8 protein-coding genes are annotated in these 12181 nt (G+C 73.6%); 1 reads left to right on the plus strand and 7 read right to left on the minus strand.

Annotated features, from left to right (window positions below):
• Positions 1-5 precede the first annotated feature (5 nt).
• From E6J59_14160 to E6J59_14170, 3 genes are read right to left on the minus strand one after another with little or no spacing between them, the layout of a single operon-like run.
• Complete coding sequence (locus E6J59_14160) at positions 6-896, minus strand: site-specific tyrosine recombinase XerD (GenBank protein TMB18632.1); 891 nt, start codon at positions 894-896, stop codon at positions 6-8.
• Complete coding sequence (gene glnD, locus E6J59_14165) at positions 893-3703, minus strand: [protein-PII] uridylyltransferase (protein TMB18633.1); 2811 nt, start codon at positions 3701-3703, stop codon at positions 893-895. Before glnD ends, E6J59_14160 begins: the two co-directional genes overlap by 4 nt.
• 25 nt (positions 3704-3728) lie before the next feature.
• Positions 3729-4889 carry an N-acetylmuramoyl-L-alanine amidase gene (locus E6J59_14170; protein ID TMB18634.1) on the minus strand — a complete coding sequence of 387 codons (1161 nt, stop codon included), beginning with the start codon at positions 4887-4889 and terminating at the stop codon, positions 3729-3731.
• A gap of 162 nt (positions 4890-5051) precedes the next feature.
• On the opposite strand from E6J59_14170, the gene E6J59_14175 reads away from it, so the two are divergent.
• Positions 5052-6440, plus strand: coding sequence for a sensor histidine kinase (locus E6J59_14175; protein TMB18635.1), 1389 nt, complete (start codon positions 5052-5054; stop codon positions 6438-6440).
• 30 nt (positions 6441-6470) lie between these two features.
• Here E6J59_14175 and mutS read toward each other — a convergent pair whose 3' ends face one another.
• From mutS to E6J59_14195, 4 genes are all read right to left on the minus strand, one after another.
• On the minus strand, positions 6471-9008 hold the full coding sequence (gene mutS, locus E6J59_14180; GenBank protein ID TMB18636.1) for a DNA mismatch repair protein MutS: 2538 nt from the start codon (positions 9006-9008) through the stop codon (positions 6471-6473).
• A gap of 102 nt (positions 9009-9110) precedes the next feature.
• On the minus strand, positions 9111-11081 hold the full coding sequence (locus tag E6J59_14185) for a hypothetical protein (GenBank protein TMB18637.1): 1971 nt from the start codon (positions 11079-11081) through the stop codon (positions 9111-9113).
• Between the two features lie 268 nt (positions 11082-11349).
• Positions 11350-11613: a hypothetical protein gene (locus E6J59_14190; protein TMB18638.1), complete on the minus strand. Its 264-nt coding sequence runs from the start codon at positions 11611-11613 to the stop codon at positions 11350-11352.
• Between the two features lie 20 nt (positions 11614-11633).
• Positions 11634-12140 carry a hypothetical protein gene (locus E6J59_14195; protein ID TMB18639.1) on the minus strand — a complete coding sequence of 169 codons (507 nt, stop codon included), beginning with the start codon at positions 12138-12140 and terminating at the stop codon, positions 11634-11636.
• Positions 12141-12181: the final 41 nt, after the last annotated feature.

Raw genomic sequence — 12181 nt, forward strand, 5'->3', positions numbered from 1 at the left:
GCGCCTCACGCCCGCGGGTGGTGCCGCCGGTGCACCTCGCGCAGCCGGCTTGGTGCCACGTGCGTGTAGACCTGCGTCGTGCCGATGTCGGCGTGTCCGAGGAGCGTCTGCACGATGCGGAGGTCAGCGCCGCCGGTGAGGAGGTGCGTCGCGAACGTGTGCCGCAGCGTGTGCGGCGAGACGCGGCGCCCGAGGCCGGCGGCGAGCGCGCGGCGGCCGACGAGCTTCCACACCGCCTGGCGCGTGAGCGGCCGCCCGCCGGGCCCGAGGAAAACGAACGGGCTCGGCCGGCCGCGGAGCAGCCGCGGCCGCTCCTGCTGGACGTACGCCTCGAGCGCCGCGCGCGCGTGCCGCCCGAGCGGCACCACGCGCTCCTTGCCGCCCTTGCCGAGGACGGTCACGAAGCCCGCGGCGAGGTTCACCTGCGCCCCGCGCAGCCGGGTCGCCTCCGAGACCCGGAGGCCGCAGGCATAGAGCAGCTCGAGCAGCGCCCGGTCGCGGAGCCCGCGACACCGGTGGTCCGGCTGGGTCAGGAGCGAGCCGACCTCGCCCGTGCCGAGCGCGCGCGGGAGGCGGGCGGGCGGGCGGCGGACGCGCACGTGGCGGAGCACGTCGTCGGCCAGCACGCCGCGCTGGGCGAGGAAGCGCGTCAGGCCGCGCACCGCAGCGAGCGCCCGCGCCTGGCTCCGGGCGGAGAGGCCGTGCTCCGCGAGCCCCGCCAGATGGGCGCGGACCTCGGTCGCGCCGATGCGGGCAGGGCTCCGCACGCCGCGCGCGAGGAGCGAGCGCGTGAAGGCCGCGAGGTCGCGCGCATAGGCCTCGACGGTCTTGCGGGCGAGCCCCCGCTCGGTCGCGACGTGGTCCAGGTAGGCGTCGACCGCCTGGTCGAGGCTCACGCGCCCGCCGCCTGCGCCGCGGCCGGCACCGGCTCGTTCTCGAGCGCCCGCATGAGCTCCTGGCGGACGGTCTCGAGGCGCGCGGGGTCCTCGATCTTCCGCCCCTCGTGGTCGGTCACGTAGAAGACGTCGAGCACCTGCTCGACCATGGTGGTGATCTTGGCGAGGTGGATCTCGAGCCAGAGGTGGTAGAGCGTGTTCGTGATGGTGAAGAGGAGCCCGACCCGATCGCCGGTGTAGACGTCGACGACCGTGTACTCGCGCGACACCTCGTTGTGGATCTCGACGTTGGTCGGGACCCGGCGCCGCCGCCGCGCGAGGATCGAGGGCCGCGCCGAGCGCTCGACCAGCTCCTCGACGTTCACCTCGCCCGCCAGCACCCGCCGGAGGGCCCCCTCGACGCGCTCCCAGCGCTCCGCGTCGGGCGCGCCGTCGCCCTCGTCGTGCGAGATGCGGAAGGCGTCGAGCGCCACCCCGTCGCGGCTGGTGGTGATGCGCGCGGCCAGGATGTTCATGCCGTGCGCGGCGAGCGCGCCGGACAGCATCGCGAAGAGACCCGGGCGGTCGCGCGTGCAGACCGCGAACTCGCTGTAGTCGCGCTCGGGGAAGTGGGCGAGCTGGGTGGCCACCGGGGGCCGCTCGCCGGCCGCCTCGGCCGCGGCGAAGCGGCGGCGGAGGTCGACGTGCTGGGGGATCGTGTCCTCGGGGGTGCCGAGGAAGTAGCCGTCGGGCATGCTGGCCGCGAACGCTTCCACCTCGGCGCGGGCCGCGGCGGGCGCCGCCGCCGCGATGCGCGCCCGCACCCGCATCGCCCGGGCGGCGCGGTCCTCGGGCTCGACCGCCCCCTTCTCGAGGAACTCACGCGCGCGGAGGTAGAGGTCCGCGAGCAGCGTGTCGCGCCAGTTGTTCCACACGCCCGGCCCCACGGCACGCATGTCGGCGTAGGTCAGGATGTAGAGCCGCTGGAGGTTGTCGACGCTGCCGACCGTCCGGCAGAAGTCGACGATCAGCTGGTCGTCGTCCACGTCGCGGTGCTGGGCCAGGTGCGACATGAGGAGGTGGTGCTGGACCAGGAACTCGCACGCCGCCCTCTCGTCCTCGTTGAGCCCGAGGCGCGCCGCGATGTCCCCCATCATGCGCGCACCGCGGCCCGCGTGGTCGTGCCCATGCCCCTTGCCGACGTCGTGGAACATCATGCCCAGGAAGAGGAGCTCCGGCCGCGGCAGCTCGTTCATCACCTGCGTCAGGTGCGGGAGCGTGCGCGCGAACTCGCCGGCCCGCAGGCGCTCCACCTCGCGCACCCCCATCAGCGAATGGTGATCGACGGTGTAGACGTGGAACGGGTCCTTCGCGATCAGGCAGTCGATGTGCCCGAACTCCGGGACGACCTCCTTCAGCACACCGAGCTTGTGCATCTCGAAGAGCGTCTCGTAGACGTGGCCCTTGGCCCGGAGGATGCCGAGGAACGCGTCCGCGACCGCCGGCGTCGCCCGCTCGGGGGCGAGCAGCGGGAGGCACTCGCGGATGAGCTCCCGCGTGGCCGCCGAGAGCGTGACGCCGTGGCGCTGCGCCTCGGCGAAGACGTGCACGAGCGCGGCGGGCTCCTCCACGAAGACCTCGCGGCCGGCGACCGAGAGCGTGCGCCCCTGGATGCGCATGCCGTCGCGAACCACGCGGCTCGTCGGGTGCGTGCCGCGGTAGGGCTCGGCCGGCTGCAGGCAGCGCGCGATGACGGCCTCGCCGAAGCGCGCCACCGTGGTCGCGTGCTCGTAGTACGCGCGCATGAACGCCTCGACGCCGGCGCGGTCCTCGCCAAAGGCGAGCGTCGGCGCGATCCGCTCCTGGAGGTCGAAGGTGAGCTGGTCCTGGTGGCCGTTGGCGGCCAGGTGGAGCGCGTTGCGGACGCGCCACAGGAAGTCGAGCGCCGTCTCCAGCTCGGCGACGGCCGCCTCGCCGATCACCCCGAGCGTCACCAGCTCCCGGAAGCTCCGCACCTTGAAGCGGACCTTGGCCATCCAGAGCGCGGTGTGCAGGTCGCGCAGCCCGCCCTGCCCGTCCTTCAGCTGCGGCTGGAGAAGGTAGACCGAGTTGCCCGAGCGCGCGTGGCGGTCGTTGTTCTCGGCGAGCTTCTCCTTGAAGAAGTGCGTCGGGTTCTGGCCCCAGACCTCCTCCAGCATGCGGCGGTCGAAGTCGGCGTAGAGCGCTTCGTCGCCCGCGAGGTAGCGCGCGTCCAAGAGCGCCGTCTTGACCTTGAGATCGCGCCCCGAGAGCCGCTCGCACTCGCGGATGTTGCGCAGCGCGTTGCCCACCTGGAGCCCCGCGTCCCAGAGCGCGTAGAGGATCACCTCGGCGACCGTCTCGACGTACGGGTTCACCTTCCAAGGGTAGAGGAAGAGGAGGTCGATGTCGGAGGCGGGGTTGAGCTCGCCCCGCCCGTAGCCGCCCTGGGCGATGACCGTGCACTGCTGGTTGAGGCGCGCGAAGCGCGACATGAAGTGCGCCCTCGCGTTGGTGCAGAGGAAGCGCACCAGGCGGTCGACCGCGTCCGTGTAGGCGGCCACCAGCTCGAGCCCGCCCGCCCCCGTCTCGTGACGCGCACGCACCTCGGCCCGCACCCGCCCGAGGTACTCGCGGGCGACGGCGCCGGCGCGCGCCACGTCCTCCAGCGCCTCGGGCAGCAGCGCCGCGCTGGCGAACGGCGTGAAGCTGGGCGGCCGGGCGAGGATCACCGAGCGACGATAGCCTGCTTGCACGCGAGGCTCCAGGGCTGCGCGCTCAGGACGCTGTCCCCGGATCGTTCGCCGCATCCGCCATGCCTACCCGGACAGCCTCCTATAGCGTCCGCGCGCGTCGCGCGTCGGCGAGGAAGCGGGCGACGCCGGTCTCGATGCCCTCGGCCACCGCGTCGCGATAGGCGGGGGCGGCGAGCCGCCGTCCCTCGGTGGGGTTGGTGAGGAAGGAGGTCTCCACCAGCACGCACGGCATGTAGGCCCCCACGAGCACGTAGAACGGGCCCCGCTTCACCCCCAGGTCGGCGACGCCGCGGTAGCGCGCGCCGACATGGTCGACCAGGCCGCGCTGCACGGCGGTGGCGAGGGCGATCGACTCCTCCATCTTCGCCGCCTGCACCAGGTCGCTCACGATGTAGCGCAGCTCGGCGCCACCGCGCGCGGGCGTCGGGAGGCTGAGCCCGTTCTCCATCGCGGCGAGCCGGATGGTGCCGCGGTCGTGCGCGTTGTCGAGGTAGTAGGTCTCCACCCCGTGGCGCTGCCGGCGCGGGCTCGCGTTGGCGTGGATGGAGACGAAGAGATCCGCGCCCTCGGCGTTGGCGCGCTCGGTGCGGGCGGCGAGGGGGAGCGTCGTGTCGGCGCTGCGGGTGAGCACGACGTCCGCGTGGAGGCTCTCGCGGAGCAGCACGGCGAGACGCTTCGCGATGGCGAGCGTCACGTCCTTCTCGACCGCGTAGCCGCGCGCGCCGGGGTCGTGCCCGCCGTGGCCGGGGTCGAGGACGATCCGCGGGCGCGGGTGAAGCGGGGGGGCACGGACGGTGGGCGCGGGCGCGGCGGGCGCCGGGCGCTCGGCCAGCGCGGCGAACGCGAACGCGAGCGCGAGCCGGCGCCCGTCACCCTGCACCCGGTAGGTCGCCGGCGACTCGAGGTCGAGCACGACGCGGACCTGGCCGCGCTCTCCCACACCGACCCGCGCCCGCCCGACCGGCGCCGACGCCCGCACGGCGCGGAGCGCCCCGCGACCGAGGCGGGTCCCGCGCGGGAGATCGACGTACACGCGCGCCGGCGTCCCGTCCGCAGCGGCAACGTCGCGGACCGTGGCCCGGACCGGGGCCGAGAGCAGCAGGACCGCGGTCGCACCCCCGGGGGCCGGCGTCACCTCCAAGCGCCGCAGCTCGGCCGCGTCACCGTGCGCCGCAGCCAGGGCGAGGCTCGCACCGAGCGGCGCGGTCCACCACCACCACCACCCCTTCCGCACGGGCAGCGAGGATAGGGAAGCCGGGGGAGGGAATCAAGGAGCCCCCGGGAGCCAGCTGGCACGCCCCCTCCCGGAGGTACGCCCCGGCACCTTGAGGCGACCACTTCATGCGCATGTACGCTCTGCGCGTCCGGTGTGGTAGGTAATCTCCAGTCTTGGAGCACGGCCATGCGCATCAACTCGTCGAGATTGCTGTTCGGCGCGTTCGCTACTGTCGTCGCGAGCTTTGTAGCCGCCGGCGTCCTGGAGCAGTACGCGTCACGCGACGTCGACCTCGCCTCGGACGCCATCGTCTCGAACGCCGCGCCCAGCATCGAGCATCTCGCCGCGCTGCGAAGCGAGGTATGGCAGAGCGAGTTCCTGCTCGGGGACTGGCTCGAAAAGCATGCGAGCGGACGAAAGGCCGACGACGCCGCGGTCGAGGCCTCGCTCCAGCGACTGACCGACGACGAACGGCGCTACCTCCTCCTGCCGCGCTTGCCGGACGAGGAGGGGCTGCGTGAGGAGCTCCAGGCCGCGTCGCTCGCCTACCAGCGCGCCGCCCAGCGGGCAATGGACCAGGTGGAGCTCGGCAGCTACGCCCGAGCACGGCGGACCCTGGACGAGGACGTTCGGCACACGGCCGACACGATCGTCGAGATCGCCTACCGCGGCATCCGCTTCAACGCCGAGCGGGGCGGCGCGCTCGCCCGCGACATCAAGGCGATCCGGCACCGGGCGATCGTCCTGGGTTGGGCGCTCGACGCGATGTGCGGGGTGTTCGCCGTCTTCGCGGCCGCACTCCTGTGGCGGGTCCTTCGGCGCGCGCAACTCCTGACTGCGGAGAACGAACGGCTCCTCAAGCGGCGCGCCGACGAGCTCGAGTCGTTCAGCGGCCGCGTGGCGCACGACATCCTGAGCCCGCTCCAGGTGGTGCAGTTCTCGCTCTCCGCCGCCGCGCGCTCCGCCGACCAGAAGGCAACCGCGTCGCTCGCGCGGGGTCAGCGCGCGCTCAAACGCGTCGAGGCGCTGACGGACGGGCTCCTCGCGTTCGCGCGGGCGGCGGCCAAGCCCGAGCCGGGCGCGCGCGCGGACGTCCGCGAAGTGGTCGAGGAAGTCGTCGATGAGCTGCGCGAGGATGCGTGCCAGGGCCGTGTGTCTCTCCTCGTGCAACCCCTTCCCAACGAGGCGGTCGCCTGCGAGCCGGGCATCCTGACGAGCCTCGTGTCGAACCTCGCGCGAAACGCCCTCAAGTACATGGGCGAGAGCCTCCCGCGGGAGGTCGAGATCCGCGTCGTGGACCGCGGCGCTCGCCTGCGATTCGAGGTCGAGGACACGGGCCCCGGCGTCGCTCCCGAGCTCCTGGGGAGGATTTTCGAGCCGTACGTGCGCGGCGGGAACTACGGCGTCGCGGGCCTCGGCCTCGGCCTCGCGACCGTGCGCAGACTCGCGGAAGCGCACGGCGGCGAGGCAGGCGTGAGCTCGAAGCCCGGCGCGGGTTCGGTCTTCTGGTTCGAGCTGCCGAAGGCGAAGGCCGAGGCAAGGCCGGTCGAGCCGGCGGAGCCCATGCTGCACTGATCTGCGACCGGCTCGAACGCCGCGAGCCCCTCATCGCCCCGCCATCTCCACGAGCCGCGCCAGCACCGCCAGCGCCTCGAGCGGCGTCAGCCGCTCCGGGTCTATGCCGGCCAGCTCCCGCCGGATGCGCTCCTCGTCCGCCGAGAACAGCGACAATTGCGCCGCCGCCGGCTCCGGCCCGCGCCCGACCGGCCCCTGCCCCGTCTCGAGCCCTTCCAGCAGCGCTCGCGCCCGCGCCACCACCGGCTCCGGCACGCCCGCGAGGCGCGCCACCTCGACCCCGTAGCTCCGCGGCGCCGGGCCGGGCACGATCTGGCGCAGGAACACGATCTCGCCCTTCCACTCCGCGACCGCCACCGAGAGGTTCCGCACCCGCGGCTTCTCCGCCCCGAGCGCGGTCAGCTCGTGGTAGTGCGTCGCGAACAGCGTCCGCGGCCGCTCGAGCGCGTCGTGCAGGTGCTCGGCCACGGCCCACGCGATCGAGATGCCGTCGAAGGTGCTCGTGCCACGCCCGATCTCGTCGAGGACGACGAGGCTCCGCGGCGTGAGCCCGGCCAGGATGTTTGCCGTCTCGCGCATCTCGACCATGAAGGTCGACTCGCCGCCCACCAGGTTGTCGCTCGCGCCGACGCGCGTGAAGATGCGGTCGACGAGCCCGATCTCCGCCTCTGCCGCGGGGACGAAGCTGCCCGTCTGCGCGAGCAGCGTGATGAGCGCGACCTGCCGGAGGTAGGTCGACTTGCCGCCCATGTTGGGGCCGGTGATGACGAGGAGCTGCTCCGCCTCGGGATCGAGGCGCGTGTCGTTGGGCACGAAGCCGCCGCCCGCGACCGCCTCGACCACCGGATGGCGGCCGGCGCGGATGGTGAGGGTGGGCGCGCGGGTGATGGCGGGCCGCACGTAGCCCCGCCGGTGCGCCACCTCGGCCAGGGCGGCGAGCGCGTCGAGCGCCGCGAGCGCGTCCGCCGTGCGCGCGAGCGTCGGGTGGTGCGCCGCCACGGTGTCGAGTAACGCCTCGAAGAGGTGCACCTCGAGCGCCCGCAGGCGCTCCTCGGCGCCGAGCACGCGCGCCTCGTGCTGGCGGAGGGTCGGGGTCACGAAGCGCTCGGCGCCGACCAGCGTCTGCCGCCGCTCGTAGTCGGGGGGGACGAGTGGCAGGTTCGGGCGCGTTACCTCGACGTAGTAGCCGAAGACCTTGTTGTGGCGGACTTTGAGCGACGCGATGCCCGTGCGCTGGCGCTCCGCCGCCTCGAAGCGCGCGAGCCAGCCCCTCGCGTCCCGCGCCGTCTCGCGCAGCTCGTCGACTTCCCGGTCGCGCCCGGGTCGGATGAAGCCCGGGAGGCGCGCATGCGGCGGCGGCGCATCGACGAGCGTCGCGGCGATCTCCGCCGCCACCCCGGGGAGCGGATCGAGCGCGCCGGCGAGGGTACCCAGCAGCTCGGCCCGGGCGCCGGCCAGGGCCGCCTGCGCCTCGCCCACCCGCCCGAGCGCGACCGCCAGGTGCGCCACGTCCCGCGGACCGGCGCTGCGCGCACCGACCCGCCCCGCGAGCCGCTCGAGGTCGCCGATGCGGCCGAGCCCCGCCCCGAGCGCCCCGCGCAGCTCGAGGCGCTCCACCAGCTCCTCTACCGCGTCGAGCCGCCGGCCGATCGCGGCGGGATCGAGCAGCGGATAGATGAGCCACTCGCGCAGCCGCCGCGCGCCCATCGGCGTGGCCGTCTGGTCCAGCACCCAGAGGAGCGAGCCGCGCCGCTCGCCGCCGAGCGTCTGCAGCAGCTCGAGGTTCCGGCGCGTCGCCGCGTCGAGCTGGAGAAAGCCGGCCGGGGCGTACGCCTCCGGCGGCCGGAGGTGGGCCGGCCGCCGCCGGCAGGCGGCGTCGACGTAGGCCAGCACGCCGCCCGCGGCACGTGCGGGCAGCCGCGGCAGGTCGCCCTCGACCGGGGTGGGCTCGGGCAGCGGCGCCGTCGCCCACGGCCGGCCCGCCCGGCAGGCGGCGTCGATCGCCGGCGGCAGGTCGGGCGCGAGCAGCAGCTCGCGCGGCGCCAGGCGCTCGAGCTCGTCGCGCGCGAGCTCCCAGCCATGCACCTCGGTGGCGCGGAAGGCGCCGCTCGCGAAGTCGATCACGGCGATGCCGAAGCGCTCCTCCTCGGCGGCGAGCGCGGCGAGGAGGCTCGGCGCGTCCGGCTCGAGGCTCTCCTCCTCGAGGATCGTGCCGGGCGTGATGACGCGCACCACCTCGCGCTCCATGAGCCCGCGCCCGCGCGCCGGCGTCTGCTCGCAGACCGCGACCGTGTGGCCCTTGGCGAGGAGCCGCGTGACGTAGGGCTGCGCCGCGTGCGCCGGGAAGCCGCACAGGGGAACCTCGTCCGGGTCGCCGCGGTTCCGCGCCGTGAGCGTCAGATCGAGGTCCCGCGCGGCCACCTCGGCGTCCGCGAAGAACATCTCGTAGAAGTCGCCGAGGCGGAAGAGGAGGATCGCCTGGCGGTGCTGCGCCTTGATGCGGAGATACTGCGCGAGGAGCGCCCCCTGGCGTCCTCCCGACCCCCGCTCCTCGACCGCCTCCGCCATGGGTCCAGGAGATATACCGGAAGCGCCGCTCGCTCTGCCAGCGGCCGCCACGACCCGCAACGGGTCGGGCCGGCCGCCGTCAGGCAGTCCGGGGGCAGCGTGCTACTTGCAGACCCTCCCCTGGCGGCTGCGCTTGCAGCTCTTCGAGCAGCAGTCGGCGTTCCCGGTGCAGGTGGAACCGGACACGAGGCACGCGGCGAGCGTCGTCGTCGTGGTGCTGCTCGTCGATGCCGTGGTCGTGGTGGTGCTCGGCGCGGTCGTGGTCGTCGTGGTGGTGATGGGTGGTGCCGTCGTCGTCGTGGTGGTCGGCGGGGCCGTGGTGGTGGTGGTGGTCGAGGTCGTCGTCGTGCTGGTCGGAGCCACCGCGGCGAGCAGGTTCCGCGCATCGAAGCTCCCGAGGCCCGTCACCATGTCGTAGCCGACGCCCGCGCTGTAGTCGCCGTTCGAGCCCGACGTGATGTCATGGAGGGCGGCAGTCCCGCAGCGGCCGTAGAGGAGCGCGCCCGGGTTCCCGAGCGCCCCGCCGTGCTGCTGGACGAGCTCGGCAGCGAGGCCCGCCCATTGCGGCGCCGCGTCCGACGTGCCGCCGACGATGTACCAGGAGCCGCCCTCGAGGACGTAGTTGCCCGGCGAGGTGTTGGCCTCGAGCGCGACGTCGGGGACGAGCCGCATCGTGCCGGCCGGGACGCCGCAGCCCTGCTGGAAGGCCGGGCGCGCGAACACCTGGCTCACGCCCCCGCCCGAGCCGCTCCACCCGGTCTCCGAGCCGTAGCCGCCGCAACCCGGGCTCGAGGGCGTCAGGCCGCTGCCGCAGGCGGGCGTCGTGCCCCCGACGCCCATCACGTGCGGCGAGTTCGCCGGGTTGTCGACGCCGAGGATGTTGCTGCAGTCGCGGCTCCCGCTGTCCCCCGACGCTGCGAACCACGACTGCCCGATCGCATTGCCGTTCGCGAAGATGTTGTCGTCGGTCTGCTGCGTGGCCGACGACACGCCCGCCTCGCACGCGCCCCAGCTGGTGGACACCACGTGACCGGGATTGTCGGTCACGATGCGGTTGTACATCGTCGTGAAGGCGGCGAGGGAGGTCGAGGCCGCCATGTAGTTGAGGATGCGGGCGGCCGGCGCCGTGCCGTGGGCGTACTCCACGTCGAGCGCGATCTCGAGCGAGTTGTTACTGCTGAACGCGCAGCCCGGGGACCCCGACGGGCCGGTGCAGACCTGGCCGCTGCCTGCCGGGAGCTGGGGGAGACCCCACTGGCTGTTGAAGGCCGAGGTGTCGGTGTCTTTCCACGCGTAGGCGCCGGCGATGACGATGGTCTGGCCGGCGCCCGCCAGGGCCGCCGTGTTGTCGTAGAAGGTGAAGAGGTCGTTCGGGCTCAGGTGGCAGCAGTTCGACCCGAGCGCCGCCCGCGGGGCGACGGCGGGCTCGACCGACCGCACGTGGGGATGCCGCTCGCTCAGGTCGTCGAGCCCGATCACTCCCACGACGTAGCTCGCCATCGCGTCGGGGAACGAGGGCTCGTCGAGTGCCGCATAGTGCAGCTTGCCGGCCCGCTGCACGCGGTGGATCTCCACCCCGAAGGCCCGCTCGAGCGCCGCGACGCTGCCCACCGCGCCGACCAGCAGCCGGTTCGGGAAGCGCGTCGTGACCCGCAGCCCGACATCGCGGAGATGGCCGACCACCGCCTCCTCCTCGGCCGGGGTGGGCGCGTAGAGGGCGTCGAACTCCGCCTGGCTCAGGAACGCGTGGTAGCGAGGCGAGGCAGGGTCCTGGACGTCGGCGAGGAAGGCCTCGAGCGCCGCGCGGTCGCGCACATCGAGGCTCACCACCACGTGATGGCGCTCGGCGGTGGGCGCGCGACCGAGATCGACCACGTCCCTCAGGTGGGGCGAGAGCGAGGATGACCTGCCAGGCGCCCCCGCTGCGGGGGCGGCCGCCATGCCGATCGCCAGCGCGATCAGCGAGAGCGAGCGAGCAATCGTCGGTAGCTGCATCGATCCTCCAGACTCCCGAGACGGTGGCTGATCCACCCCGCGGCCCGCCGAGGCAAGTTCCGTCTCGGCAGGGAGCATCCGCAGAGAGAGCAAGGATCGTGCTCGGCTCGGCCATGGCGCCGGGCAGGAGTCCCGGGCGAGGCGAGCGCACGGCGTGTGCCGTCGGCGCCCGCCTGTGTCGCCCGCGACCCAGCCGGGGCGGCACCGACGCCCCCGGACGGTCACGGAGCGCGGAAGTCCGGCCGGCGCCACTGGTGGAGGCTCGAGGCCCGAGTCGGTGCCTGCTACCGGTGCTGCGGCGCGAACCGAGGCCGCACCTCGGGGGCCGGGGACGCAGGACGGGCGGCTACCCGCCCAGCGCCGCCTTCACCTTGCGCAGGGTCTCGAGGTCCTTGTTGAGGCCGTCGACGTGCTGCTGCATCTCGACGATGCTCGAGCCGAGCTGGGCGGCCGAGCCGAGCGCGCCGCCCTGCTCGCCCGCCTTCTTCATGACGTCGCCGAGCTGCGCCTCGACGCTCCGCGGCCCGAGGGCTCCGCACAGGTAGCCGGCGCCGAAAATACCCGCTACCGCGAGCATGCGAAGCCCGCGGCCGATCCGTTTCTGGAGCATCCCGTCCCCCTTCGCGCGCCTCACACGCGCTTGCGCTTCTTCGCCATGTAGTCGACGAGCAGGTACTCGCCGAGGCGGTCCGGACGCGTGTAGAGCGCGCGGCCCTTGTTGATGCGCGTCATGCGCTCGACGAAGGCGCGCAGGCTCGGGCTGTCGTCGAGCATGAAGGTGTTGATGACGATGCCGCGGCGGGTGACACGCTCGACCTCCTTGAGCGTCTCCTGCGCGGCACGCATGGAGATGCCGCCGAACGACAGCGGCCACTCGCAGTAGAGCCGGCCGCGCAGGAAGTAGGCCGTCGGCTGGCCGTCGGTGATGATGATGATGTGCTGGTTGTTGCTCGGGTGGCGGACGAGGAGGTCGGCGGCGAGGCGCAGCCCGTCCTGCAGGTTGGTGAACGGGTCGCCCATGTTCCAGCTCGCCTCGGGGAGGTCGCGCAGCCGGAGCTCCACGGCGCGCGTGAAGAAGCCCACGATCGCGAAGTAGTCGCGCGGATAGCGGGCGCGGATCAGGCTCTCCATCGCCATCGCGACCTTCTTGGCAGCGGCGAAGCGCCCCTCCCACGACA

The sequence above is a fragment of the Deltaproteobacteria bacterium genome (genome assembly GCA_005879795.1).
Lineage (GTDB): Bacteria > Desulfobacterota > Binatia > DP-6 > DP-6 > DP-6.

Bases quoted from the DNA above. Each gene is read 5' to 3' on its own strand.
- glnD (TMB18633.1), bottom strand. From the start codon at position 3,703: ATGCGGCGAACGATCCGGGGACAGCGTCCTGAGCGCGCAGCCCTGGAG.
- E6J59_14175 (TMB18635.1), top strand. From the start codon at position 5,052: ATGCGCATCAACTCGTCGAGATTGCTGTTCGGCGCGTTCGCTACTGTC.
- mutS (TMB18636.1), bottom strand. From the start codon at position 9,008: ATGGCGGAGGCGGTCGAGGAGCGGGGGTCGGGAGGACGCCAGGGGGCG.
- E6J59_14185 (TMB18637.1), bottom strand. From the start codon at position 11,081: ATGCTCCCTGCCGAGACGGAACTTGCCTCGGCGGGCCGCGGGGTGGAT.
- E6J59_14190 (TMB18638.1), bottom strand. From the start codon at position 11,613: ATGCTCCAGAAACGGATCGGCCGCGGGCTTCGCATGCTCGCGGTAGCG.
- E6J59_14195 (TMB18639.1), bottom strand. From the start codon at position 12,140: ATGGCGATGGAGAGCCTGATCCGCGCCCGCTATCCGCGCGACTACTTC.